We start from the raw sequence: 26490 nt of genomic DNA, 5'->3' as shown, positions 1-26490 counted from the left end.
TCAGACGCCGTGCCGGCTCCAGGTGCGGTACCGGGCGTCGTTACGCAGCCGACGGCGGACCACGCTGGCGGCGAAGCCCGGCACCAGCGGCGCGAACCGGGGCCCGACCGCACGCCGTCGCTGCAGGCCACGCCAGTGCGGCAACTGCTGCGCCTGCGGGTACGTCGCCAGGGCGAACTCCACGTACCACTCGACCGGTTCACGGTCGGTCAGCCGCCGGTCGTAGGCGTGGCAGGCCGATTCGAGGGCCTCGGTGGCCAACGCCCGGCGGGCCAGGTCGTGCAGTTGCCCGGCCCGGGGCAGCTTTCCGCCGGGTCCGTCGAAAAGCACGTCGAAGGCGGTCCGCCGCTCGATCAGGTCGGTCCGCCGACCGGAGGCGTCGGTGACGCTGACACTGGCCGCGTGCTCCCGGTGCCAGGCCTGGTCGGCGCCGTCGAGGTGCCCGACGTCGGAGACCGCCGCCGCGCGCATCCAGGCTTCCATGTCGCAGGCGTAGCGCATCCGGCTGTCCCACGGACCGACCTCGGCGTAGACGCTGGCCCGGACCATCGCCTCCGGGGTGGTGATGCAGTTGACGCCCAGCCGGCACCGTTGCGCGATCCAGTCCTCGCCGGACCAGATCGTCCAGCCGGTCGGCTCGGCCCGGAAGGCGGTCGGCACCTCCCCGTGGAAGTGCACCGGGTGGCCGTACACCAGGCCCACCTCGGGAAACTCGTCGAACAACCGCACCGCGCGGTGCAGCGCCCCCGGGGTCAGCAGGTCGTCGGCGTCGAGCCGCACGACGAACTCGCCCGTCGCCACGGCCAGCCCGTCGTTGAACGCGACGCAGGGCCCATGGTTGGTCTCGTTGTGCACGACGACCAGCCGTGGCTCGTCGACGGCCAGCGCCGCCAGCACCTGGCGGGTGTCGTCGGTGGAGCGGTCGTCGACGACGACGACCTCGGTCTCGACACCGGCCTGGGTGAGGGCGCTGCCGACGCTGGACGGCAGGAACCGCCCGTAGTTGTAGCTCGGGATGATCACGGACACCCGCGCGAGGCGGGTCGGATCACCGGCCGGGACCGGGGCCGGCACCCGGGTACGGGGCAGCAGCGGGCGGTGGGCTGGCACAGGCACGTCAACCTCTTTCGGGATCTACCGCACGGTCACTGTCGGCCAAGCCTGGCCGCCCCTGCCGTCAGCGGCCGGCCACTGTCGTGGCCAGGGGGGTCGTCGCGCCGGGTGGCGTCGGCGGTGGCGGACCTGACGTCGCCGGACCGGACACCGCCGGGTCGGCCGTCGTCGGACCGGATGTCGTCGGCTCCGAGGGCTGCTCGGCACCCTCACCGGCCGCCTTCAGCTCGCGCAGTCGACGTCGCAGCCAGGGCAGCAGCGGGCCGACGAAGGTCACCGTCATCACCGCGCCACCAGCCAGCAACTGCCACAGAGCACCCGGCACCGCGCGTACCACCAGCAGCCCGAGCGCCACCGCCGGCACCGCGACCACCAGCGGCAGCACCAGCGCCCCGGTCAACGACCGCAACCGTACGCCGTAGCGGCGCAGGGCGACCGCGTACATCGGCAGGATGATCACCGCGCAGACCAGCGCGTGCCCGACCCCGGCACCGGCCAGCCCGTACCACCGCACGCCGAGGATCACCGCCGGGAAGAGAGCGACCAGCCAGACCACCTGGGCGACGAACAACGCCCGGCTCGCCCCCACGGCGATGAGGAAGGTGGCGATCAGGTCGAACAGCACCCGGAAGGCGCCGAAGAAGGCCAGCCCGGCGAGCGCGTCGGCCGCCATCGACCAGCGCTGCCCGTACAGCACCGGCACCACGACGCTGGCCAGCCCGGACAGCAGCACCCCGACGAGCAGCGCCACCGTCCAGGTCAGCGCGGCGGCCGAGACGAACCCGGCGGCTTTGCGCCGTGGCTCGGTCACGGTGGCGAACGCCGGCAGCGCCACCGCCCGGATCGCCACGCCGAGAGCGCTCATCGGCCAGGTGGAGATGTTGAACGCCAACGTGTACAGGCCGAGCAGCAACGCGCCGGCGGTCGCACCGACGGTCAGGTGACCGACGTTCATCACGACCCAGGACAGCACGTTGGCGCCGGCCAGGGGCACGCCAAAGCGCAGCAGGCTGCGGGCGACGGCCCGGTCGAATCCGAACACCGGCCGGGACCGGGTGAGGACGAACTGCAGCACGGTCACCATCGACTGGGCGACCACCCGGGAGACCGCCAGCGACATGGCCCCGAAGCCGAGCAGCACCAGGCCGACCGTGACCGTGGTGCTCAGCACCAGGCTGGCGCCGTCGAGGCCGAGCTGGGCGCGTTGGCGGAACTCCCGCTGCATCACCGCGTACGGCACCACCGACAGGCCGCTGAGCACCAGGGTCAACGACATCACCTGCACCACCGGGGTGGCCTGTGGGCTGCCCATCGCCGCCGACACCGGGCCGGCGGCCAGCGACATCGCACCGGCCAGACCGATGCTGGTCAGCAGCGAGATGGTGGTGACGGTACCGGCGCGGCCCTGCACCCCGTGCCGGATGATGTCGGCGCTCATGCCGAGATCGGCCAGGGACATCACGATGGTCTGCACGGTCAGTGCCACCGCGAAGACGCCGAACTCCTCCGGCGCGAGCAGCCGGGCGAGCAGTACGCCGACCCCGAGGCTGCCGATCCGCAGCGCGATGCTGTTCAGGGTGCTCCACGCGAGGGCGCGGCGGACCCGGGCACCGAGCGGGGCTGGTGCCGTCGCCTCAGCTGTCACTGCCGCTCCTGGTCGTGGGCCGGCCGGCGGCGAACCGCTGCCGGGCGAGGCTGGCCTTGAAGTTGACCAGGTGCGCGGTCGGGTGGGCCAACGCTCCGGCCCGCCGGGCCAGGTTCAGCCGGCGGGCGATCGCCTGCTCGTAGATCTCCGCCTGGCGCCGTCCGGCGGCCTGCAGGCTGAACCGGTCGACGACCGTACGGCGGCCGAACTCGCCCAGCTCGGCCCGGTGCTCCGGGTCGGCGGTGCCGAGTTCGGTGAGGGCTGCGGCGACCCGATCGGTGCCGTCGGTGCCGTCGCCGAGCCCGTAGAACCCCTGCTCGAGGAAGACCGGCAGGGTCTGCGGCGTGAGCGGCAGCCAGAACCCCCGCTCGCCCTGCACGACGACCGGCTTGGCGAAGGCCATCGCCCGCAGCGCCGACGACCCCATGCCGATGACGATGTCGGCGGCGGCGTACGCGTCGCGCGGGTCGAGCATGGCACCGGTGAGGGTGACCGCCTCGGCGCCCACCTCGGCGTTGGTCTTGTCGGCCACCTGCTGGATCTGAGCGCGGGACTCGCCGTCGCCGACGATCAGCAGCCGCATCCGCAGCCCAGGGTCGATCCCGGCCATCGCCCGGGTCGCGGCGAGCAGCCCTTCGAGTTTCAGCTCCGGCACCAGTCGGGAGACCGAGACGACGGCGATCTCGTCGTCGGCGATGCCGAGGGCGCGACGGGCCGGCCCGGGGTCGGCGACCGGGGCGTTCGCGGTGGTGTCGATCGGCGGCTCGATGACGTGCACCTCGGCCCGGTGGGGACGCTCCTGGGCGGCGATCTGCTCGGTGCCGACGATCAGCGGCAGATGCCGGGGGACCCAGGCCGGCACCTCCATGGAGAGCACGGTGACCACCAGCGGTACGCCCCGGCGCAGATACGCGCCGTACGCGGCCTCCAGGGCGGGGGCCCACTCGTAGGCGTGCACCAGGTCGACACCGCGCTGGCGGGCGACCTCACCGATGGCCGCGACGTTGCGCGGCGACGGCGCTTCGCCCTTGGGCGGGGCCTGGACGAACTCCAGGCCCCACTCGTCGACCATGCTCCGCAGGTCGCCGTCCGGACCGTAGACGATCACCTCGTGGCCGAGCCCGGCGACGGTTGCCGCGATCTCGATGGCGTTGATCTGGCTCCCGCCGATCTCCATCGTGTGCAGGCAAGTGAGGATGCGCACCCATGTCCCTTTCAGTCGCGGCGAAGCCGCCCTGCCGATGATTCAACGGCGTCGCCGCGACTGCCCTCAAGAGTTAGGCGTGAACACGACATCCACCCAGTAGTTGTGGTTGACCGAGTGGCCGGGGAACACCCAGCCGTACGGGTCGTAGTGGTAGGCACCACCGCCGACCAGCACGTGCAGCGGTGACCGGTCCAGTTCGGCCGTCTGGAACTGGTTGGCGGTGACCGCGTACTGGCCGACCGATGTGTGGTAGGAGGCCACATAGGTGGTGTTCGCGAGAATGGGCACCGGCTGGTCGAAGGTGACGGTCTGCCAGCCGGATTCCGTCTCGTCGACGAACACCGCCGTCGCCAACCGGACGCCCTCGGCCGACCAGAGGGAGCCGCGATGCGTACCGGTGTTGGCCGGGCCCTTGTAGAACCGGACCCCGGTGATCTGCCCGGCGACGTCGGACCGGAACCGGACACCCACCTCGACGGCGTCGTCGTCGGTCCAGTTCACCGCGGTCGGCACGTCGTCGGGGCCGAAGATGTGCACCGCCGGGGCCGGTGGAGCGGTCGGGCCGACCGTCGGCTCCGGGCTCGGCGAGGGCGTCCCGGTCGGTGACGGGTCCGCGGTCGGGCTCGGGGTCGGCGACCCGGTCGGTGACACCGTCGGGGACGGCGACGACCCCGGTCCGTCGGGCGACGGGCTCGTCGTCGGCGACGGGTCAGGGCCGGTGTCCGCCCCGGTGTCGGGGACGTACAACGGGTCGACCCAGTAGTTCGCCGAGTTGTACGTTCCGGTGGGGAAGCCGCCACCGGCGCCGTACCGGTAGATGCCGTTCTCCCCCGACGGCGCACTCAACGGACCCCGCGAGTACCCCGACACAAAGAACCCGGAATCATACGCATAATTACCATTCGGCGCGTAGTACGACAACACGTACGTCGTCCCCGCCGACACCGTGACCGGCTCCGCGAACGCCGCCGCCTGCCAACCCGTACCGCCACCGGTCGGGAACGTCACCTCCGCCAACGGCGCACCACCACCGACCGGCCACAACCGGCCGACCTGACTACCGGTGTTGCCCGGCCCACGGTAGAACCGCATCCCCACGACCTGCCCGTCCACCGACGGCGTGAACTTGACCCCGAGCTCCACCGCGGCGCTCTCCCCGACCGACGACTGCTGCGGGACCGCGTCGGGCGGGAAGAGGCTCACCACGTCGTCACCGTAGGTGGTGGTGAACGACCAGGTGTGCGGCTGGGCCATCGCCGTGCCGGCGCTGCTGGCCGACACCGAGGCGGTGTAGGTGTGCAGTGACTGCAACGCGGCGCTCGGCGTGAACGTCGCCAGCCGCGTCGCCTCGTCGTAGGCGACCGTGCCGGCGACCAGCGCGTTCGCCGCGTCACGCAGCTCGAACTCCAGCGACGGGACGTCGATGTCGGCGTCCAGGAGTGCGGAGACGACCGCTTGCGCCGCCACCGCGGTGGCGTCGGAGGTCGGTACGGTCGCCGAGACCGCCGGCGCGGTGCCCTCCGCCCCTCCGCCGCCGCTGGTGGGCGATGGTGACGGTGTCGGGGACGTCGAGCCGCCGGTCGGCAGGAAGTACGGATCGATCCAGTAGTTCGCCGAGCCGTACGTCTCGGTCGGGAAGCCGCCACCGGCGCCGTAGCGGTAGATGCCGTTCTCCCCCGACGGCGCACTCAACGGACCCCGCGAGTACCCCGACACAAAGAACCCGGAATCATACGCATAATTACCATTCGGCGCGTAGTACGACAACACGTACGTCGTCCCCGCCGACACCGTGACCGGCTCCGCGAACGCCGCCGCCTGCCAACCCGTACCGCCACCGGTCGGGAACGTCACCTCCGCCAACGGCGCACCACCACCGACCGGCCACAACCGGCCGACCTGACTACCGGTGTTGCCCGGCCCACGGTAGAACCGCATCCCCACGACCTGCCCGTCCACCGACGGCGTGAACTTGAGCCCCACCTCGACCGGCAGGTTCTCGCCGGAAGCGGTGGTCTGCGGCGTGGCCCCGGTCTCGAACAGGGTCACCACGTCGGCGGCGAAGGTCGAGGTGAACGACCAGGAGTACGGCGCGTTCATCGGTACGTCGGCGTCGTCGCGCGCCGACACCGTCGCGGTGTAGGTCGTCTGCTCGGCCAGCGGCACCACCGGGGTGAAGGTGGCCCGGCGGGCCTCCTCGTCGTAGCTGACCGCGCCCGGCACCGGGTCGTCGTCCGCGTCGACCAGCGTGAAGGCGATCGTGGACTCGTCGACCGGCTTGCTGAACACCACCGACGGGGTCACCTCCGCCGGCACGTTCGCCGCGTCGGCGATCGGTGCCGTCGACGACACCGTCGGCGGCGCGTTGGCGGCGGTCACGAAGGTCACGTCGGCGTAGTAGTTGGTCGAACCCCAGGAGCCGTTCGGGAAGCCGGGTTCGTCCTCCCGGTAGACACCGTTGCCGACGGTGCCCTCGGTACCGGGAGCCACCAGCGGTCCCGAGACATGGTCGGTCAGGAAGAAACCAGCGTCGCTGGCGTACCGCCCGTTCGGCGCGAAGTAGGACACGACATAGCTGGTCCCGGCGGAGACCGGCACCGGTGCGGGCAGGCTGACCTGCTGCCAGCCGGTGTCGGTCTCCTCGGTGAACACCGCCGTGGCCAACACCGAACCGCCGTTGCTCCACAGCGTGCCCCGGTGCTCGCCGGTGTTGCCCTCGCCCTTGTAGAACCGCAGACCGGTGATCAGTCCGTCGATCTGGGGGGTGAAGCGCACCCCGACCTCGACCGCCGGCTGGGTGCTCAGCGGGGTGCCGTTGGGGGAGCCGTCCACCGTCTCCACGAACGCCGGGGTGTCCGGCACCGCCTGGCCGAACAGCGAGTACGGTCCGGAGACCGACAGGGTGACCGGCTCGGACGGCGCACCCAGGTTGCCGCTGTCGTCGACGGCTCGGGCCAGCACCACCTGGGCGGAAGTGTCGGTGGGCAGAAACTCGTAGGTCCAGGAGTGAGTGCCGGTCGTGGCCGGATGCCAGGTCTCGCCACCATTGGTGGAGACCTCGACGCCGGCGACCAGACCGCCACCGGCGTCCGAGGCCGTCCCGGTGACCGTGATCGGCGCGCCGTGCGCGACGGAGGCCCCGTCGGCCGGCCCGGTGATGGTGACGGTGGGCGCCAGCACGTCGGTGGACCCACTCGTCACCATGATGCCGGGCATCGGCGTGGTCGGCTCGGCACCCATGTCGGCGAAGAGGTTGACGGTCGCCTGCTGGATGGCCTCGTCGGCGGGCGCACCCGACCCACCGTCGTGGTAGGCGTCGAGGCCCCACGACCACTGGATGGTGCCGGCCCCGAACACCAGCGCACCGCTGGCCGCGCGGTACATCGTCATGTGATGGGTGGTGTCCCCCGGCTTGTTGTCGGGGCCGTAGCCGACGAGGTACTCGGGGGTGAAACCGGTGGTCGTCGAGAGCCGGAAGGTACCGGCCGGCCGGAAGCCGTTGTCCAGATCCTCGTTGGACTCGTAGCCGACCGTGTGCGGAGCCAGGGTCGCGGTCTGCCCGGGAGCCAGGTCGGCCACCCCGGTGTGCCGCCAGAAGCGCAGTTTGCCCTGCTCGGCGGGGACCTGCATGGCCAGGTCGGTGTTGTTGGCCATGTAGAGGTTGCCGACCAACGCGTTCTCCGGCTCGCGCGTCTCGCCGGTCGGGAACCGCGGATCGCGCCAGACGCCGGTCCACTCGTCCGAGGGGTCGATCCGCGCGTTGTCCCAGGTCTCCTTGTAGCAGACCAGGGTGCGGTACGCAGTGCCGTTACCGTCGACGCTGTCCTCCCAGCGCACCTTCCAGTAGACCTCGTTGCCGGTGAAGAAGGCCAGGTGGACACCGGCGTCGCGGGCCGCCTCGACGTTGGCCCGCTGCTGCGGGGACCAGTACTCGTCGTGCCCGACGGAGACGTACACCTCGTGGTTGAGCAGCAGCTCGCCACGGATGTCGGCGTCGAGCCCGCTGATGTAGCTGACGTCGTACCCGTTGCGCTCCAGGAAGCGGATCATCGGGTACTCGTTGGAGAAGAGGAAGTCCCGCCCCTGCTGAGCCCCCCGGGTGGCGAACGGCCGGTTGTAGCTCAGCTTGTAGGCGCGGGGCAACGGACCGCCACCTGCGCCCCAGTAGAAATCGGCGCCGCCGTACCGGTTGTAGGCCTGCCAGGTGGTGTCGGAGGTCTGAAACACGAGCTCCGAGGTGCTGGTGTCGTCCCGGACGATGAACGGAATGTGGCTGTCCCCGCCGGTGTCCGAACGGATGACGCGGGCGATGTAGACACCGGAGACCGCGTCGACCGGCACGTCCCAGGTGGCACCGACCTGCCAGGTACCGCAGTCGAAGATCTGGCTGTCGGTGGCGTGGACGCAGTCCGCGTCGTCGTTGGGTGCCAGCGGCAGGGTCGGGTTCAGCGTCGCCCATTCCCGGGCACCGTCGCCGCCGTACCAGCCGAGGCGGTAGACCTTGATCGTGTAGGCGGACGCCTCGGTCCGGACCTTGAAGCCGATCTGATCGCCGACGTCGACACTGATCGAGGTCGCGAAGCCCTGAACCGTCGGGTCGCCGACCCCGTCGATGTCCCACACCGAGCTCGGTGTTCCCGGTTTGCTGTTCTCGCAGGCGATCACGTTGACCGGAGGAGCGCACGGATCGGTGGATGCGGACGCCGCAGGCATCGCAATCATCAGGGTCGCCAACATGGCGACAACGGTGGCGACAACGACGATGTGCCGACTGCCGCGATCAATAAATGGAAACACGCCCGCCCTCACCGAATATCCCTTCAGGAGCCAGCCCAACGCGATACCGCGTGCCTCCCCCAGCTACGGCAGCGCCGACGTTACCAGCGCGAGTCAAGCTCACAACCGGGCGTGCATCTGGCCCTCGACGCGACCCGGACGGCCCACCATCAACCATTCGGACAGCGAGGCTTAGCCAAGATGTAATGACCCGCATTCGAGCAGTTAATTGATAGATAATCTTTGAGATGTCGGATCGACGACCGACGGCGGACCAGCCGGAAGTCGACGACGGGTAGTGGCGTCGCAGGCGCTACGCGCCGAACCACCGGGGCGTCGACGTACGCACCTTCAGCGCCGGGTGGCTGAGTCGCCACACCGCGCCGCACATACCGACCATGAGTGACATGGCGGTGGCGTACGTACTGAAGCTCAGCGAGTCGAAGGTGAAACCCGCCGCGATCGCGACCAGCTGCACCGCGACGAGGATCGTGCAGAGGTGCCGGTCCCGCTCCGACCGGGACCTGCTCCGCGCCAGCAGGGCGACGACGATCGCCGTGACATGCATCGCAGCGAGGACGGCGACCCCGACCACACCGTTGGTGAGGGCGAAGGCGAGCCACTGGTTGTCGAGGTACTGGTACTGCGGTGAGACCCAGGTCCCGGTCCCCCGACCGAGCCACGGCCGCTGCGCGAAGTAGTAGCCCACCATCTCGTACCGCTCGGTGCGCGAGGTGATACTCGGGTCGGTGCTCGCGCCGAGGAACATGTTGGTGATCGTGGTGACCAGCGACGGCTTCGCCACCGCCATTGCGGCGAACAGGACCAGACCCAGCGCCATCATGTTGTAGCGCATCCGCCACGCCCAGGTCGGCATCAGGACGAGCAGCACGATCGCCAACGCCACGAATCCCGTACGGGACATCGTCGCCGGGATCGCCGCAGCGATGAGCAACGCCATGAAGCTGAACAACTGGCGCTGCAGCGAAGTACTCGAAAAGCGCGCAAAGTGGATCGCGAACGGCAAGGCCATCGCCATCAGGAGACTGAACTCGATGTAGTGGAACGTGGTACTGGGGACACGCACTCCCCCGCCACGGATCTCCAGGCCGACGATCCAGCCTTTCATCTGCAAACCGGGCACCCGCATGTACTGGGTCAGATCAAAGTACAAAAACGCCTGAATCAGTCCGACCACGGCGACAAAGGCACAGCAGTAGACGAACACCCGCAGTACGCCGTCGAGGCGGTCCCAGTTGGGCATCCCGTCCGCAGTCAGCAGGATGACTCCGGAGATCGCCGCAGCGGTCAGCATCCAGCGGTCCGCCGAGTTCGCCTCCATCGTCGTCAGCCCACGGAGAAACCCGATGGCGTACGACAGCAGCATCGACAACAGGAACGCCAGGATCGCCCAACGCAGCGGTTGCGGACCGGTGAGCACCAGCCGGGAGTTGAGCCGGGCGGTCATCCACCAGAACCACATCAGGATGGCCACGACCAGTGCCGGGCGCCCCAGGTCGGTCATCCCGGGCAGAATGAGGTGCGACGGGATCAACGTGAGCAGGCAGATCATGAGCGACAACATGACCGGCGCGTCGATCCTGGTCAGCCGGCGTCGGGTCACATAGGTGCGCTCGCCGATCCACGCTGGTTCGAGGTCCGCCGGGTGCACCCCGGACGACGTCACGAGGTCCTGCCCCCGCTCATCGGGCCCGGCTACCGTTGTCCGACGTCTCCGGGGGTGCCCACTGCTCCCGGCCCGTGCCCGTCTTGGGCAGGATGATCGTCGCGTCGTCACGGACCACACTGATGACCGCGGTGTCGTCGCTCGCCGTGGGCGGCGGGTCGGCCGGCGGCTTGTCCGGCTGCGGCGCGGCGTCCCGCCGGTCGGCGGAGCCGTTGGTGCCCCGGTTCTCGGCCGGCCGATAGGTCAACGAGGCGTTGTCGACCACGCCGCTGGCCCGGACCGGGCCACCGGACACCCCGCTGCCCGCCACCGGTGCGTCCTGCGACGTCGGACCGGATTGGCCACGGCCCTCCTGGCGGATCGCAGCGGCGTTGCCGGAGCTGTAGACGCCGCCACCCGGGCCGGTGCCACCACCCGGGCCGGCACCCTCGCGGTCAGCCGGCCGGGGGCGCGGCACCTGTTGCGCGGTCGCGGTGACCCTCGGCGGCGGAGCCTGTCCGGCATCGTCGCGCACCGGCACGCCGTTGCGCGACGAGCCGGCTGTCGTCGGTTCCGAGAGGTTGCGCGCGCCCACCGCCGGCATGGCGATCGTCTCGTCGGAGCCGGCGGCCGGCACCCCTGCGGGGTCGGCTGGCCGGGGTCGACGCCGCCGCAGCAGACCGTCGATCCCGATGGTCAGCGCCGCACTGAGCAGGACGCCGACCCCGGCGACCGCGATCATCGCGCGGTTGACCTTGGAGTTCGCCTCCTGGATGTTGTCTCCCCGGTCCAACCGACGAGCGGTGATGAAGCTGTCCTCGCTCGCACCGTAGTCGGCCTGCAGGCCCACCACGCTCGCCTCCAACCTGCGGACGACCTCCTCGGTCGTCTCGGTGGCCTGCTCCTCGGACTCTCCGACCACTTGGATCGTCATGATCGGCTGCTGGTTGTCCAGCGTGATCGCCACGTTCTCGCTGAGACCTGCGGCGTCGAGCTGCTTCAGGACGGCCTGGTCCTGCACGGTGAGCGCGGCAGCCCGGCTCAGCGAGCCCAGCCCCAGCTCCAGCCAGGGGTTGCGGGGTGTCGCGGGAGCGTCCTCGTCGGGGGCGGTGTTGGCGGCGGTGGGCGGAATCAGCTGAACGTAGGATGTGGCGATATAGTCCGGATCAACACTCGTTCTGGTCCAACCGGCCGCTGCGACCGAAATGAGCAGAAGTGGTGCTGCGATGTACCACCGCCGGAACAGCAGTTTGGTGAGATCCCAAAAGTCCACTGCTGTCCTTCCATCGGGTGGCGAGGTCGGGGCGCTCGTCTTCCATCGTATGGCCAGCCGGGAAGCATGCCGGAGCGACGTCGAGGTCGCGGCCGCCCGCGCAGCACCAGTGTCCGGCCGGGCGCGGCGCATCCGCAAGCCTCAAGCGGCCACCCCGTACCGGACATATGTCCCCTTACGCCCCACCGAACGCCGGTGCCACGCCGAAAGTCGTCAACGCGACAGGTCGGCCTCGGCTACCGGGGGGACAGGCCGATGGGCCGGGTGGACGCGCGATGCGTCCGCCCGGCCCATCGGATCGATCCTTACGGCGTGATCCGGTAGATGTGGTACGTGTGCTCCTGGGCGAAGCTGTCCTGGATCGCACCTGCGCTGATCGGCACCGACCGGTTCTCGAACAGCACTTCGGCGGTGCTCCCGGTCACACCGGGCGGCAGCGCCAGGGAGTGCGTACCGGTGGCGGTGTCCTTGCCGAGCATCGCGAAGACGTAGAACGATCCGTCGTGGGCCTTGAGCATCGTGTCCAGGCCGTTGTTGAACTCCCACTCGTACGACTGGGTGTTCAGCACCGGCGCGAGGCTGGTGACCCGCTTGTTCACCTCGGCGACCGCCGGGCGGACCGCGTCGCCGCACCGCTCCCGCAGCACATGCTGTGAGATGCACGGCCCGCCGAAGTTGTGGTTGAAGTACTGGATGCCCCGCGCCTCGTTGATCAGCGAGTTCATCACCGCGCCGGCGACCTGCTCCCCGGTGATGGTCGGTGCCCAGTCCTCGGTGAACGGGTGCCCGACCTCGACGAAGGCCCAGACCGGCTGCCGCTTGCCGTCCATCGCGTCCAGCTCGCGCATCCGCTGCATGGTCAGCCCGTAGTTCGCCGCCCGACGGCAGTTGTCCTTGTTCACGCCGTACGTCGGGCCTTCCGCCGGGGCGGTGCAGACGTGCGGGTCGGTGTACCAGTAGATGTCGTTGGAGACCACGGAGCTGAACCCGTTGACGAACTTGCTCGCGTCAGCGTCGGACTGCCAGAACATCACGCCCTTGCCGTAGTTGGCGTAGCGCAGGCCCTGGTCGCCGGCCGGGACGGTGGCCGACTCCTTCTTCATCACGTCGAGCCCGCAGCCTTCCCTGCTGGAGGTGCAGATCGGGCCCTGGCCGGGGTAGTTGCCGGTCCACGTACCGTTACCCGGACCACCCCACATGTCGGCTTCGTCACCGATCACCCAGCCGACGCTTTCGTTGCCCCGGTTGCTGAACGGCTGCGGGATGAAGGCGTACATGTCGTTGCGCCTGATCAGCGAAACGTCCGACTGGTCGGTCAGCATGACGTAGGTGTTGAGGCCGGCTGCCTTGTCCCGGTCGATGTCCTGCTGCGTGTACACGCCCTCGTACCAGACGCCGATCGGGAAGAAGGACGGGTCGGTCCAGCCGGACGCCCGCGCCTGCGGAAAGTTGGCGTAGAAGGCGGGACCACCCTCCCAGGGCACCCGGGGCAGGTCGAGTACGGCCGGCGTACCGCCGGTCGGTGAGGCCGTCGGGCCGGCGGTCGGCGTGCCGGTCGGGCTGGCCGAGGGCGACGGGGTCGGCGTCGGCGCGGCCGTGGCCGAAGGTGTCGGGGTCGGCTCCGGCCGACCCGCACCGTTCGGTTCGAACGCCAGGTCGACCCAGTAGTTGCTGGCCTTCCAGGTCTGCTGTGGGAACCCGCCCGACCCGTAGGCGTAGACGCCGGCGGTCCCGACGGCACTCAGCGGGCCGGCGGACACCTGCCGGTCGAAGTAGCTCTGGGTCGCCCGGTACCGGCTGGTGTGGTACGAGACGACGTACACCTCGCCGGCCTGCACCTCGACCGGTTCGGGCAGCGCGACGTGCTGCCAGCCGGAGCGGGACTCCCGCTTCGGCACGGCGGTCGCCAGCCGCTGACCGGCGTCGGTCCACAGGTTGACCCGGTGCGCGCCGCGGTCGCCCTTGGCCTTGAGGAACCGCACAGCGGTGACCACACCGTCGCTGTCTGCGGTGAACCGCAGGCCCAGTTCCACGGGTCGGGTGTCCGGATCCACCGGAACCTTCGACACGTCGGCCTCGGCGAACAAGGTGTAGCCGTCGACCTGCTCACCCGCGACGGACGTGGTGACCACCGTTGCGGTGGCGAGGAAGCTGAGCACCACCGCGCCGATCATCACCAACCGGCCGCGCCGGCCGGTGGGCCGCCGCAACATCCGGCGCCGGCCGCGGCGGGGCGCCGGGCGGGCGTCTCCACGGGCGCGTGGCGACCCGGGTAAATCGGGCGAACTGCGCATGGACGATTCCGGGAACGATTCGTCCCGCCCCCCGCCCGTCTCGTAAGAATCCTTGCTCACCACGAGATGTACACCTCTCGGGACAAAGGTCCGTAGTCGGTATCGCGTTTGGTGGATCTCCCCCAGGCACTCCGACCCCGACGCGGTGGCAGCGGCTCACGCTGCCCGTTCAGGGCCGAGGCTGACGGTAGCCCAGCCCACAGACCTTCCCAAGGAACTTAATGCTCTCTTATGGCAACCCGGCAGGACGAAGATCACTCACCCGTTCATCGTGAATGATGAGATTTCTTCGCGGCAATGATCGACAGATCGAGATCGTTGATCTCATCCCCGACCGGCGTCAGAGCTGTTGACCGTAGATTGTGGATCATCAGTGGCGCCACGGGGATTCGCCCCGGTGCCACCGGGGCGGCCCCAGCCGGACCGCACGTTCCATCCAGGAGTACGACGCATGAACTCTGCGGCAACAGTGATCGCCACATAACAGAATGCCGCAGGAACAAGGCGGGGAGTCGTCAGCACCACTCGGCGCAACCACGACCAAGGGCTGGATCCCGGCACCGGATCGAGCGCAAGATCCGCGCCGCGCGGGTCGGTCCGGACGAAATGCCAGAATTCCGCGTTGCCCGCCCGGGAGCGGGCCACCCGGCGGACAAGTTCGCCGGTACGGCGTGGAGCCACCACCCGTACGGGCAGGTCAACGTCGCGCTTCTCGGTCGAATGCACCACGGCGTCAAGAAACATGTCGTCGGCGATAATGTCCGGAAAATTGGTGAATCTCGCCCGCGCCTCGGCCGACAATGCGATCAGACCCCGGCCGAACAGACGGCCACTGAAGACCGGCAGGCGCGAGTTGATCGCATAGTAGGCACGCACCGGCCACGTGCTGCCCGACGCGTCGATCACCGGCCGGGGGGCCGCCGCCGCCACGCCGGGTTCGGCGATCGCGGCCGCCAGCGCGCGCAGCAACTCGACCGGCGCGGCGATGTCGGCATCGAGATAGATCCGTACGTCTCCGTCGGCGATCGCGTCGGCCGCGTTCAGCGCGGCGATTTTGGACGGAGTGGTGATCTCCAGGACCCGGACGCCACAGGCGCGGGCGACCTCCGCCGTACGGTCGCTGCAGCCGTTCGCGGCCACGATAATGTCGATGTCCGGCCCAAAGTGTGGGGATTCGGTCATTGCACGCAAGGCTGCGCCGATCCCCTCTTCCTCGTTGAAGGCCGGCATGATGACAGTAATCTGCACAGGCATGATGATTCCATTTGTGGGGGATACGGCAACCAGTCGAATGGGCAACCTCACTATCGCCTAGCTGACACCGTATGGCCCATCCGTTGGACCATCCCGGCAAGTACCGTGTGCTGCTGTGCCCCACGACCAGGACACCATCACCCCAAATAGGCGTCGCATTACTCTGCGTAACGTCAGTTTCGACCCCGTCCGCGAGCAGGACGTGGTCGACGAGGTGGTCACCGCACTCGATGCCGGGCGCGGCGGACAGATCATCACTCCGAACGTGGACATTCTGCGCCGTGCGAGCCGCGAAGTGGAGTGCCGCCAACACGTAGAGTCATCAACGTTGGTGGTGGCGGACGGTGCCCCCCTGATCTGGGCCAGTCGCCTCCAGGGCGACCCACTGCCGGCCCGGGTCCCCGGCTCCGACCTGATCTGGAGCCTGTCGGCAGGCCTCGGCTCCCGGGGCCGGTCGGTCTACCTGCTCGGCGGCGAGCCCGGCACCGCCGTACGGGCGGCCGAGGTGCTGCGCGCCGCGTTCCCGCAGTTGGTGATCGCCGGCGAGCTGAGCCCGCCGTTCGGGTTCGACACCTCCGAGGAGCAGCTCGCCGCGATCTGCGACGAGGTGACCGCAGCCAAGCCCGACCTGGTCTACGTCGGTCTCGGTTTCCCCAAGCAGGAGCGGCTGATCGCCCGGCTCCGCCCGCTGCTGCCCGGGACCTGGTTCATGGGCTGCGGTGCGGCGATCGGCTTCGTCGCCGGGGTGCACCGCCGTGCCCCGCGCTGGATGCAGCGCACCGGACTGGAATGGGTGCACCGGCTGCTCGGCGAACCGCAGCGCCTGATGCGCCGCTACCTGCTGCACGACGTACCGTTCGCGGTGCGGCTGCTCGGCGGTAGCGCCCGGAACCGGTTACGGCACGGCCGCCCGGCGGACGCACCGACGGAGGCCGCGGCCGCGCCGACCCGGCGGATCCCGGCCCCACGGGCCGGCCGGCGGCAGCGTCGGCCCGACGCGGTGAGCACCGGGAGGCAGCGGTGAGCCGCCCGGACGTCTCGGTCGTCATCGTCTCGTACAACACCCGCGAGCTGATCCTGCGTTGTCTGACCGAGCTGTACGCCAGCCTCGCCGGTGGCCCGTCGGAGTCGGTCACTACGCAGTCAGGGTCGGTCACCACGCCGTCGGGGTCGGTCAGCGCTGAGGTGGTGGTCGTCGACAACGCTTCCACCGACGGGTCGGCCGACGCCGTCGCCGACCGGTTCCCCCAGGTCAGGCTCGTCCGGCTCACCGACAACGTCGGGTTCGGCCGGGGCGTCAACCGGGGTGCGCTGGCCAGCTCCGGCCGCTACCTGCTCTGCCTCAACCCGGACACCGAGCCGGTCGGCAACCCGGTGGCCACCCTGGTCGACTTCGCCGACCGGCACCCCGGCCACGGCATGTACACCGGCCGGACGCTGCGCCCGGACGGCACCGACGACAACTACTCCTGCTGGGGTCTGCCGACGGTGTGGAGCACGGTCGGGTTCGCCACCGGGCTGTCGACCGTCCTACGCGGCAGGGCCTGGGCGGATCCGGAGGGGCTGCCGGGCTACGACCGGCGGACCGTCCGCGAGGTGCCGGCGCTCTCCGGCTGCCTGCTGCTGATCGAACGGGAGCTGTTCGGCCGGCTCGGCGGCTTCGACCCGCGCTACTTCCTCTACAGCGAGGACATCGACCTGAGCACCCGGGCCCGGGCACTCGGCGCCAGACCGGTGCTCACCCCGGACGCGCAGGTCGTCCACCTGGTCGGCGCCTCGTCCAGCTCCGAGGGGCAGCGCATCCGACTGCTCCGCGGCCGGTCGACCTACCTGCGGCAACACTGGTCGCCGACGCGCGCCAGGCTGGGGATCGGGTTGCTGACCGCCGGGGTCGGGCTCCGGGCGCTCGGCAGGACGCTGCTGGGCCGCGACCGGTCCCGAGGGGTCGACTGGGTCGACGTCTGGCGGGCCCGGGGCGACTGGGCATCCGGGTATCCGCCCGTCGACGAGGACCGGCCGACGACCGAACGGCTCGCCGGCCTCCCCCGCTGACCGATCCCGGCGCGGTCAGGCTGAGTCGGCGTCGGCGTCGGCGTCGGCGTCGCGCTGCGCCGGACCGGTGACCGGCACGTCCGCGAAGGCGGCGACCGTCCGGTCGGCGTACGCGCTGGAGTCACCGACCTCCATCGGGCCGTCCCAACTGGTCGGCAACGGCACCTGCACCTGCGGCGCGACCCGCCGTACCACCTCGTCGAGCACCCGTTCGACGTCACCGACCCACAGATGCCGGGCACCCGCCACCCCGACCACCTCCGCCTGACCGATCGCGGCGAACCGTTCGGTCGCCGCCGCCGGTCGCAGGTAGTCGTCCAGCTCCGGCACCAGGGCGGTCACCGGCTTGCCCGACTCCGACCAGGTGGCCAGGTCCGCATCGGTGGCGAAGCGCAGCGGCGGGGACAGCAGGACGGCCCCGGTGACCGCCGGGTCGCAGCCGTACCGCAGGGCCAGGTCGGTGCCGAACGACCAGCCGACCAGCCAGATCCGGGGCAGCTCGGCGAACTCGGCGTACTCGATGGCCGCCGCGACGTCGTACCGCTCCCCCTCGGCGTTGTCGAAGCTGCCCTCGCTGGTGCCGCGTTCGCTGGCCGTACCCCGGGTGTTGAACCGCAGCACGGCCAGCCCGGCCAGCGCCGGCAGCCGCCAGGCCGCCTTGCGGAACACGTGGCTGTCCATCATGCCGCCGTGGGTCGGCAGCGGATGCAGGCAGATCAGCGTGGCGACCGGCGGGCGGTCGACCGGCAGCGCCAGCTCGCCGACCAGGGTCAGCCCGTCGGCGGTGTGCAACTCGATGTCGCGGCGCTCGGCGGGCAGGATCGACATGGACCGGATCGGCTCGCTCACCGGACCAGTCTGCCACCGTCGCGACCGGGTCGGCCGTGGCGGGGGTCGGCCGTGCCGGGTTCAGCCGTGCCGGGTTCAGCCGTGCCGGGTTCAGCCGTGCCGGGTTCAGCCGTAGCGGGGTGCGGACCGGGAGCGCTCGATCCCGGGCTGGCGCTGCTGGCGGGCCCGCCAGCAGCCGGTGTGCCAGTGCCGCCGGTCAGCCAGGTCACCGCGGCCGTCCACCGGCCAGGCGACCAGGTGCGGCACCCCGGGGCGGATCTCCTGGACGCAACCGGGACACCGGTACGTCTTGGTCGCCGCCGGTCCCGGCACCGACCGGACCATCCAGTCGCCGTCGGACCACGACTGCACCGCGGCGACGCCCCGGCGTACCCGCTCCGGGTCGATCGGCTCGGGCTGACCTGCCGCGCCGGGCCCGGCGCGGCCGCCGGAGCCGGTCCGGCGGACCGGACGGTTGCGGCGCGGACTCATGGTCGCAAGGGTACGTCGGTCGACCGCCCGGTCAGCTCTGCGGGTGCGGGCGGAACCCGTGGCCGACGTGCCGGCCGAGCCGGCCGGCGGTCACCAGGTGCCGTAGCAGCGGCGCCGGGGCGAGACCCGGTTCCCGCGTCTCGTCGTACAGCGCCTCCTGGACGGCAAGCACCGTGTCCAGGCCGAGAGTGTCGATCAGCGCGAACGGTCCGGTCGGGTAGCCGCAGCCGAGGGTCATCGCCGCGTCGATGTCGTCGGCCGTCGCGTAGCCGGCCTCCAGCATCCGGACGGCGTCGTTGAGGTACGGCGTCAGCAGCGCCCCGACCAACTGCCCGGCCCGGTCGTCGCAGGTCACCACGGTCCTACCGAGGCCGGTGCAGAACCCTGCGACGGTGGCGACGGCCGGCGGGGCGGTGCGGACCGTGCGGACCACCTCGACGAGGTCGCCCTGCGGGGCCGGGGCGGGCAGGTGCAGGCCGAGGACCTGTTCCGACCGGCCGGTGGCCATCGCCAGGTCGACGACGGGCAGTGTCGAGGTGGTGGTGGCCAGGACGGCGGCCGGCTGGCAGGCGGCGTCCAGCGCGGCGAGCAGCGCCCGGGTGGTCGCCAGGTCCCCGGCGATCGTCTCGACGACCAGGTCGGCGGCGGCGAGTCCGGCCAGGTCGGTGCCGGGGCCGTCGTAGGCGACGGCGACGACGGTGTGCCCGGCGGCGACGCTGGCCGCCGCGAGGTGGTCGGCGGTCGGTCCGCCGCCGACGATTCCGACGGTACGCACCGGCACCGCGCCACCGGCCGACTCGCGAGCAGCCGGCTGCTGACCGGCCCGGCCAGGTTGACCGGCCGACGGGGTCCGGTCGTCGACGACGAGCCGCGACGAGCCGGGCGCTTCGTAGGTGTAGAACCCCCGCCCGGACTTGCGACCCAGCAGCCCGGCGGTGACCATCTGGCGCAGTAGCGGAGCCGGGGCGTGCCGGCGGTCCCGGCCACCCCGGCGGTACATGGTGTCCAGCACCTCGTAGGCGGTGTCCAGGCCGATCAGGTCGAGCAGCGCCAGCGGGCCCATCGGCAGTCGGCAGCCCAGTCGCATCGCCGTGTCGATGTCCTCGCGACTGGCGTACCGGGACTCGTACATCCCGATCGCCTGGTTGAGGTAGCCGAACAGCAGCCAGTTGGCGATGAATCCGGCCCGGTCGCCGAGCGTCACGCCGACCTTGCCGAGCCGCCGGCAGAGCGCTTCGACGTCGGCGACGACCGCCGGGTCGGTGACCACCGTGCGGACCACCTCGACGAGCTTCATCACCGGTGCCGGGTTGAAGAAGTGCAGGCCGACGACCCGTTCGGGGCGGCTGGTGGCGACCGCGATCTCGGTGACGCTCAGCGAGGAGGTGTTGGTGGCCAGGATCGCGTCCGGCTTGCAGGCCTGGTCGAGGGCGGCGAGCAGGCGTTGTTTGAGGTCGAGCCGCTCGGGGACCGCCTCGACGACCAGGTCGACCTCGCTCAGCGCGGCCAGCCCCACGGCGAAGGTTACCCGCGCGTGCAGGGCGTCGCGGTCGGCCGGGTCGAGCTTGCCCCGGGCGACGGCCCGGTCGGTGGAGGCGGTCAGGTTGGCCCGGCCCCGGTCCAGCGCCGTCTGGTCGATCTCGACCGCGACCACCGGTACGCCGTTGCGGGCGAAGACCTCCACGATCCCCGCGCCCATCGTGCCGAGTCCGACGACTCCGACCGTGTTGCACTCGCGCGCCATACTGCCTCCACCCACCGTACCTTAACGTCAACTAAGCCTTGCCGGGCAGTCTGCCACGTCTCCGGCCCCGACACCGCTCAGGTGATCACCACGACCAGCCAGGTGACCCAGCCGACCAGGAACACCGCGGCGAGGCCGGCCATCAGCATCAGGCTGGGCCGGCGGGACGGACGCATCGCCTGGGTGGGTTCACCGAGCGCGGCGTGCAACGGCGACCGCAGGCCGGTGGTCGGCCGGACCGGTACGCCCGACGGCACGGCGGTCGGCAGCGAAAGCCGGGTACCGACCGGGTCGGTCAGGGCCGACGCGGGGTCGTAGTAGCGCAACTCGATCCCGCCGATGCGGATCCGGTCGCCGTCGCGCAGCTCGGTGGGCTGGGCGATCCGCAGCTCGTTGACCCAGGTCCCGTTGGTCGAGGCCTGGTCGGTGAGGACGGTACGGCCGCCGCCCACCTCGATCGTGGCGTGACACCGGCTGACCTTGACGTCGTCGATCGTGATGTCCAGGCCGGTGTCCCGGCCGATCACCCGGTTGCCGGCGGAGAGGCGGTAACTCGCCCCGGGGGTCGGGCCGTTGACGATCTGCAGGAGAGGTAACAGCGACTGATGTTCGGACATCTGCTGGTGTGGCGCCCTTCCACCCTCGATCACGACGCACGTCGCGTCGCCCGGTGCAGCTTGCCAGGTCCCGCCCACGCGTAGCCACGGTCCCTCGTCCGGTGTTGGCCGCCGGGCGGCCCAGCGCCGCGCCACCGGTTCGTCGATCGCCTCCGACAACCGGACACCCGACGCGACGACACCCGGTCAACGCCGCCAACACATTGCCATGAATCAACGTCCGATTACCTGCGAGTATCTTTCACGAATACACTTCGGGTCGGTGCCGGCGAGCAACGAGGAGCGACGATGACAGCGGTTCGGATTCCCGGTCAGCCGGAGGTCGCCGACGGGTTTCTCATCTCCTCCCACCCGGCGACCGGCGCCGAGGTCGGCCGGTTCCCGGCCGCCGACGACGCCGCCGTCGCCGCAGCGGTCACCGCCGCCCGCGCCGCGAGCGCCTGGTGGGTCGGGATCGGCCACGCGCAGCGGCGCCGCCGGCTGCTGCGCTGGCGGTCGCTGATCGCCAACCGGATGACCGAGCTCGCCGAGGTGATCAACCGGGAGGGCGGCAAGCCGGTCGCCGACGCCGTCGTCGAGATCGCCGCCGCCGTCGAGCACATCGACTGGGCGGCGCACCACGCCAAGCGGGTGCTCGGCCACCGGCGGACCCGTACCCGGCTGGTCACCGCCGAGTTCAGTGGTCACCTCGAGTACCAGCCACTCGGCGTGGTCGGGGTCATCGGCCCGTGGAACTACCCGGTCGTCACCCCGATCGGTTCGATCGCGTACGCGTTGGCCGCCGGCAACGCCGTCGTCTTCAAGCCCAGCGAGTACACCCCGGGCATCGGTCAATGGCTGGTCGACACGTTCGCCGAGGTGGTCGGCGAGCACCCCGTACTGCAGATCGTGCACGGCCTCGGCGACGTCGGCGCCGCGCTATGCGGCGCGGGTGTCGACAAGATCGCGTTCACCGGCTCGTCGCGCACCGGCCGGGCGGTGATGGCCGCCTGCGCGCAGACCCTCACCCCGGTGCTGATCGAGGCCGGCGGCAAGGACGCGATGATCGTCGACGACGACGCCGACCTCGAGGCGGCGGCCGAGGCGTGCGTCTGGGGCGCGATGACCAACGCCGGGCAGAGCTGCATCGGCATCGAGCGGGTGTACGTGCTCGACGCGGTGCACGACGCGTTCGTCACCGCCGTGGTGGACCGGGCCGCCCGGCTGAGCGTCGGCACCGACCCGACCGACCAGCTCGGCCCGATCACCATGCCCGGTCAGGTCGACGTCATCCGCCGGCACATCGACGACGCGATCGCCGCCGGCGGCCGGGCGGTGCTCGGCGGCCCGGCCGCGGTCCGCCCGCCGTTCGTGCACCCGACGGTGCTGGTCGACGTGCCGCACGACTGCGCCGCGGCCCGGGAGGAGACCTTCGGCCCCACCGTCGTGATCAACCGGGTCGCCGACATCGACGAGGCGATCGCCCGGACCAACGACAGCCGGTACGGGCTCGGCGGCGCGGTCTTCGGCAAGCGCCGGGCGATCGCGGTCGCCCGGCGGATCCGCAGCGGCATGGTCTCGGTCAACTCCGCGCTGACCTTCGCCGGCTTCAGCGAGCTGCCGTTCGGCGGGGTCGGCGACTCCGGGTTCGGTCGCATCCACGGCGAGGACGGCCTGAAGGAGTTCGCCCGGGCCAAGGCGATCACCTACCGGCGGGCCCCGTCGCTGCTGCCGACGACGACCTTCGACCGTACGGCGGCGGACGTGGCCCGGATCGTCACCGCGATCCGGCTGCGCTACGGCCGCTGGTGACACCTGCGGCGCAGCCGGTGACCGGCGCGCCTTGCGTCAGCGGGTGACCGGTGTCTTGCGTCAGCGGGTGACCGGCGCGCGGGTGCCCAGGCTGGCCTGATCGGCGGCGGCCGTACCGGCGACCCAGCCGGCCTGGTTGTTGCCGGAGATCATCCGCGCACCCAGCTCCGGGAAGAGCTGCTCGGTGGTCTGCCGGACCTGCTCGTCGCGGGCCGCCAGCACCGGCACCAGGTCGGTGCCGGTCCGGGCGGCCGCCGCCCGGCCGGCGTCGTCGGCGACCGCGCTCAGCCGCTGGCCGATCCGGACCGCGTACGCCTCCAGGAACGACTGGCGGAACGACCGGGTCGTCGACTGACCGGACCGGCCCCGCTGCGACCCGTTGCGCAGCATCGCCGCGGTCGCCTGGACCAGCAGCGAGGTGTGCAGCAGCTCCACCGACTCGCAGTCCGCAGCGAAGCCGACCACGGTGGCGAAGCCGAGCCGCCCCGACCACACCGACCGGCACCGGTTCGCCTCCGCGACCTGCTGCAGCAGGAACGCCTTGGCCTGCTCGTACGGCGCGTCGAGGCCGACCCGTACGGCGATCGGCGTCGGCGCGGTCTCCCCGGCGCGCGCGGCGGCGGCCAGCAGCGCGTGGTCGATGCTGTGCCGGGTCATCAGCTCCTGCGCCTTGGCCGACAACGCCTCGGCCTCCTCCGGGAACTCGGTGGACTCGGCCTTGGCCAGCAACGCCCGGATCCGGCCGAGCTGACGTTCGTCCACGCTGGAGACATCTGGCGTGACCGTCCGTGCTCCACGGTCCGGGCCGGCGTCACCGGGACGGACGGTGCCCGGGGGCGGGGCGACCGGTTCCAGCGACGGCAGTCCCGACAGCAGGGCGAGCGCCTGCGCCGCCGACACCACCGCCGCCGTACGGTCCAGCTTGGACCGGCCGGCCCAGGCGGTCAGCCGGTGGTCGACCGGATCGGCGCCCCAGACGTCGATCTCCAGCTCCCGCAGTTGCCGGTGCCAGCGCTCGGCGACGGTCGCCGCCGCGTACCCGCGCAGTTGCGCCGTCAGCTGCCCGGCGACCAGGCCGACCGGGCGTTTGCCGTGCTCCCGCCGGACGACCCGCAGCAGGTCGGCGGGCATCCAGCCGTGCCGCCACAGGGCGGCGAGGACCTGTGTGAAGGCGGCGTCCACCACCTGGTCGACCAGCCGGTCGTCAGCGGCGACCAACGCCGCGACGGCGTCGTCGAACGCCGCGGCCCGGTCCTCGGCCACCGCGTGCGCGGCCGCCCGCAGCAGGTCGTCGATCCGGTCCGCCTCCGTGGGCGACGCGAAGGCACCGAACGGCGGGTACGCCGTACCGCCAGCCTCCTGCCGCAGGCGTTGGCGCTGCTCGCGGGCCTTCTTCTTGGCCGCCCGGCGCTGCTGGTTGCGAATGCCCACGCTGGACCTCCTCGGGGGGCCGGCACCGTTGTCCGGTCTCGACGGAGTCAACGGCGCGACCGGCCCGCTGGTGCCGGTCAGAACAGGGTCAGCTCGTCACGTTCGATGCCCCGCAGCTTGTCGTAGTCGACGACCACGCAGCGGATGCCCCGGTCCTCGGCGAGGACCCGGGCCTGGGGCTTGATCTCCTGAGCGGCGAAGATGCCGGCCACCGGGGCGAGCAGCGGATCCCGGTTGAGCAGTTCCAGGTAGCGGGTGAGCTGCTCGACGCCGTCGATCTCGCCCCGCCGCTTGACCTCGATCGCGACGGTGGCGGCACCGTCGCGGCAGAGCAGGTCGACCGGGCCGATCGCGGTCATGTACTCCCGCCGGACCAGGGTGAACCCGTCCCCGAAGGTGGTCGGGTTGGCCGCCAACAGCTCCTGCAGGTGGGCCTCCACGCCGTCCTTACGCAGCCCCGGGTCGACGCCGAGATCGTACGAGGTGTCGTGGATGATCTCCTCGATGGTGATCCGCAGCTCCTCGCCGGCCTTGTTCACCACCCGCCAGACACCGGGCGACTCGGTCAGCCGACACGGTGGGCTCATCCAGTTCAACGGCTTGTAGGCCCGGTCGTCGGCGTGGATCGACACGGACCCGTCCGCCTTGACCATCAGCAGTCGGGTCGCCGGCGGCAGATGCGCCGAGAGTCGACCGACGTAGTCCACCGCACACCGCGCAATCACCAGCCGCACCCGACGAGGGTAGCGGCAGCGGCGGCGGCTCGCCGCGCAGGGCTGGCGCGGCGGTGCGATCCTGGATCATGTGTTCGAACTGCTGACCGGGACCGGGCTGGCGGCGTCCGCCGGGCTCAACGCGTACATCCCGCTGCTGACCGTGGGGCTGCTGGCCCGCTACACCAGCCTGATCACGCCGCCCGACGGGTGGCAGTGGATCAGCAACGGCTGGGTGCTGGCCATCCTCGCCGGGCTGCTCGCCGTCGAACTGGTCGCCGACAAGGTGCCGGTCGTCGACCACGTCAACGACGTGGTGCAGACGGTGGTCCGGCCGACCGCGGGCGGGCTGGCGTTCGGCGCCGGCTCGTCGTCGGAGACCGTGACGGTCAGCGATCCGGGCGAGTTCTTCACCTCGAACCAGTGGATCCCGGTGGTCGTCGGGGTGCTGATCGCACTCGGCGTACACGCGCTCAAGGCCACCGCCCGGCCGGTGATCAACACGGCGACCGCCGGGGTCGGCGCTCCGGTGGCCAGCACCGCCGAGGACGTCACCAGCGTGGTGATGTCGGTGGTGGCCATCCTGTTGCCGGTGCTGATCCTGGTCTTCCTGGTCGTGCTGGTGATCGGCGGGCCGCTGCTGATCCGTCGGGTCGTACACCGCCGCCGGGAACGCCGGGCCGCCCGCGCCGCCGGATACCGGGTCTGACCGGGCACACCATCCTGAACTGATCGCTTCCGGCCACGGACTGATCGCGCCGATCCTGCCCGCCGAACGGTCGAAACGCGAGAGGCCGTTCATCACCGGTCGGCCCCGCCTGCGACGATCTCCGCCGTGCGTTCACGTTCGACGGCTCTGGCGGTGGCGACGGCGGTGGCCGTCGTCGGCCTCGGCGCGATCGTCGTCGGCCTGGTCACCACCGGCGACGGCGCGACCGAGGCCCCGGCCGTGGCCGGCACCGTCGGTCCGGCACCGTCGACCGGCGGTCCGGGCGACGGCACCGGTACGCCGCTCCCGCCGTCAGCCACACCGTCCCCCACGCCGTCGGCACCGCCCGGCCCGGCCGAGCAGCCCGGCGCTACCCGACCCGGGACCCGCCCGCCCGTCGTCGACCACGGGCCGCGCAGCGGCAACCTGGTCGCGTTGACCTTCGACGCGGACATGACCGAGGGGATGCGCTACAGCCTGCGCAGCGGCGAGGTCCGCTCGTACGCGAACCTGGCCATCGTCGAGTTGCTGGAACGCGAGCAGGTGCCGGCGACCTTCTTCCTCACCGGCATGTGGGTCGAGGAGTACCCCGACCTGACCCGCCGGCTGGCCGCCAACCCCCGGTTCGAGCTGGCGAACCACACGTACGACCATGCCGCCTTCACCGCCGACTGTTACGGCCTGCCGCAGGTGCCGGCGAACGCGATGACCGCCGACGTGGCGAAGACCTTCGACGTGATCGCACCGTATGGCGGCCGGCAGACCCGGTACTTCCGCTTCCCCGGCCTGTGCCACGACGGGGCGGCGCTGGCCGCGCTCGCCCCGCTCGGGCTGACCGTGGTCGACGGCGACGTGATCAGCGGCGACCCGTTCGCCACCGCCTGG

18 protein-coding genes and 1 pseudogene are annotated in these 26490 nt (G+C 71.1%); 5 read left to right on the top strand and 14 right to left on the bottom strand.

Annotated features, from left to right (window positions below; genetic code table 11):
* The 8 genes from ACN28F_RS22860 to ACN28F_RS22825 all read right to left on the bottom strand — a co-directional run bounded on the left by ACN28F_RS22860 (position 1) and on the right by ACN28F_RS22825 (position 15228).
* Complete coding sequence (locus ACN28F_RS22860; protein ID WP_421359640.1) at positions 1-1116, bottom strand: glycosyltransferase family 2 protein; 1116 nt, start codon at positions 1114-1116, stop codon at positions 1-3.
* Between the two features lie 61 nt (positions 1117-1177).
* Positions 1178-2758 (bottom strand): lipopolysaccharide biosynthesis protein, encoded by a 1581-nt coding sequence (locus tag ACN28F_RS22855; protein ID WP_421359639.1) that lies wholly within the window; start codon positions 2756-2758, stop codon positions 1178-1180.
* Positions 2748-3962, bottom strand: coding sequence for a glycosyltransferase family 4 protein (locus ACN28F_RS22850; protein ID WP_421359638.1), 1215 nt, complete (start codon positions 3960-3962; stop codon positions 2748-2750). Before ACN28F_RS22850 ends, ACN28F_RS22855 begins: the two co-directional genes overlap by 11 nt.
* A gap of 66 nt (positions 3963-4028) precedes the next feature.
* Positions 4029-8702 (bottom strand): DUF4082 domain-containing protein, encoded by a 4674-nt coding sequence (locus tag ACN28F_RS22845; protein WP_289209941.1) that lies wholly within the window; start codon positions 8700-8702, stop codon positions 4029-4031.
* Positions 8703-9054: 352 nt separating this feature from the next.
* Positions 9055-10428, bottom strand: coding sequence for an O-antigen ligase family protein (locus tag ACN28F_RS22840; protein WP_289209940.1), 1374 nt, complete (start codon positions 10426-10428; stop codon positions 9055-9057).
* A 16-nt stretch (positions 10429-10444) separates the two neighbouring features.
* Positions 10445-11680 (bottom strand): hypothetical protein, encoded by a 1236-nt coding sequence (locus ACN28F_RS22835; RefSeq protein ID WP_421359636.1) that lies wholly within the window; start codon positions 11678-11680, stop codon positions 10445-10447.
* Positions 11681-11985: 305 nt separating this feature from the next.
* Positions 11986-13893, bottom strand: coding sequence for a DUF4082 domain-containing protein (locus ACN28F_RS22830; RefSeq protein WP_289209938.1), 1908 nt, complete (start codon positions 13891-13893; stop codon positions 11986-11988).
* 405 nt (positions 13894-14298) lie between these two features.
* Complete coding sequence (locus tag ACN28F_RS22825) at positions 14299-15228, bottom strand: glycosyltransferase family 2 protein (RefSeq protein WP_289209937.1); 930 nt, start codon at positions 15226-15228, stop codon at positions 14299-14301.
* Between the two features lie 115 nt (positions 15229-15343).
* Between ACN28F_RS22825 and ACN28F_RS22820 the strand changes: the two genes are divergently transcribed.
* Positions 15344-16252 (top strand): WecB/TagA/CpsF family glycosyltransferase, encoded by a 909-nt coding sequence (locus ACN28F_RS22820; RefSeq protein WP_289209936.1) that lies wholly within the window; start codon positions 15344-15346, stop codon positions 16250-16252.
* Positions 16249-17280, top strand: coding sequence for a glycosyltransferase family 2 protein (locus ACN28F_RS22815; RefSeq protein ID WP_289209935.1), 1032 nt, complete (start codon positions 16249-16251; stop codon positions 17278-17280). The genes ACN28F_RS22820 and ACN28F_RS22815 overlap by 4 nt, the downstream gene beginning before the upstream one ends.
* A 15-nt stretch (positions 17281-17295) precedes the next feature.
* Here the strand turns inward: ACN28F_RS22815 and ACN28F_RS22810 are convergent, their stop codons facing one another.
* The 4 genes from ACN28F_RS22810 to ACN28F_RS22795 form a co-directional block, all read right to left on the bottom strand.
* Positions 17296-18129 carry an alpha/beta hydrolase gene (locus ACN28F_RS22810; RefSeq protein ID WP_289209934.1) on the bottom strand — a complete coding sequence of 278 codons (834 nt, stop codon included), beginning with the start codon at positions 18127-18129 and terminating at the stop codon, positions 17296-17298.
* 105 nt (positions 18130-18234) lie between these two features.
* Positions 18235-18453, bottom strand: coding sequence for a hypothetical protein (locus ACN28F_RS22805; RefSeq protein WP_289210861.1), 219 nt, complete (start codon positions 18451-18453; stop codon positions 18235-18237).
* A gap of 178 nt (positions 18454-18631) precedes the next feature.
* A complete protein-coding gene (locus ACN28F_RS22800; protein WP_421359634.1) occupies positions 18632-20344 on the bottom strand; it encodes a 3-hydroxybutyryl-CoA dehydrogenase in 1713 nt (570 codons plus the stop codon).
* A gap of 77 nt (positions 20345-20421) precedes the next feature.
* Positions 20422-20961: an FHA domain-containing protein gene (locus ACN28F_RS22795; protein WP_289209932.1), complete on the bottom strand. Its 540-nt coding sequence runs from the start codon at positions 20959-20961 to the stop codon at positions 20422-20424.
* 288 nt (positions 20962-21249) lie between these two features.
* Here ACN28F_RS22795 and ACN28F_RS22790 point away from each other — a divergent pair, with 288 nt between their 5' ends.
* Complete coding sequence (locus ACN28F_RS22790; RefSeq protein ID WP_421359632.1) at positions 21250-22752, top strand: aldehyde dehydrogenase family protein; 1503 nt, start codon at positions 21250-21252, stop codon at positions 22750-22752.
* Positions 22753-22812: 60 nt separating this feature from the next.
* Here ACN28F_RS22790 and ACN28F_RS22785 read toward each other — a convergent pair whose 3' ends face one another.
* Both ACN28F_RS22785 and nucS read right to left on the bottom strand, forming a co-directional pair.
* Complete coding sequence (locus ACN28F_RS22785; RefSeq protein ID WP_421359631.1) at positions 22813-24183, bottom strand: DUF2786 domain-containing protein; 1371 nt, start codon at positions 24181-24183, stop codon at positions 22813-22815.
* 77 nt (positions 24184-24260) lie between these two features.
* A complete protein-coding gene (gene nucS / locus ACN28F_RS22780) occupies positions 24261-24917 on the bottom strand; it encodes an endonuclease NucS (RefSeq protein WP_282229044.1) in 657 nt (218 codons plus the stop codon).
* A gap of 70 nt (positions 24918-24987) precedes the next feature.
* Between nucS and ACN28F_RS22775 the strand changes: the two genes are divergently transcribed.
* Complete coding sequence (locus ACN28F_RS22775) at positions 24988-25605, top strand: DUF4126 domain-containing protein (RefSeq protein WP_289209929.1); 618 nt, start codon at positions 24988-24990, stop codon at positions 25603-25605.
* Positions 25606-25731: 126 nt separating this feature from the next.
* Positions 25732-26436: pseudogene (locus tag ACN28F_RS22770) on the top strand (polysaccharide deacetylase family protein); the annotation flags it as partial.
* Positions 26437-26490: the final 54 nt, after the last annotated feature.

The sequence above is a fragment of the Solwaraspora sp. WMMA2101 genome, from assembly GCF_049179175.1.
GTDB lineage: Bacteria > Actinomycetota > Actinomycetes > Mycobacteriales > Micromonosporaceae > Micromonospora_E.
Note: the sequence above shows the minus strand (reverse complement) of the source record. Positions and strands in the feature narration are given on the sequence as shown.

Bases quoted from the DNA above. Each gene is read 5' to 3' on its own strand.
- ACN28F_RS22830 (WP_289209938.1), bottom strand. From the start codon at position 13,893: ATGTTGCGGCGGCCCACCGGCCGGCGCGGCCGGTTGGTGATGATCGGC.
- ACN28F_RS22845 (WP_289209941.1), bottom strand. From the start codon at position 8,702: ATGTTGGCGACCCTGATGATTGCGATGCCTGCGGCGTCCGCATCCACC.
- ACN28F_RS22800 (WP_421359634.1), bottom strand. From the start codon at position 20,344: ATGGCGCGCGAGTGCAACACGGTCGGAGTCGTCGGACTCGGCACGATG.
- ACN28F_RS22805 (WP_289210861.1), bottom strand. From the start codon at position 18,453: ATGGTCCGGTCGGTGCCGGGACCGGCGGCGACCAAGACGTACCGGTGT.
- ACN28F_RS22790 (WP_421359632.1), top strand. From the start codon at position 21,250: ATGACAGCGGTTCGGATTCCCGGTCAGCCGGAGGTCGCCGACGGGTTT.
- ACN28F_RS22795 (WP_289209932.1), bottom strand. From the start codon at position 20,961: ATGTCCGAACATCAGTCGCTGTTACCTCTCCTGCAGATCGTCAACGGC.
- ACN28F_RS22825 (WP_289209937.1), bottom strand. From the start codon at position 15,228: ATGCCTGTGCAGATTACTGTCATCATGCCGGCCTTCAACGAGGAAGAG.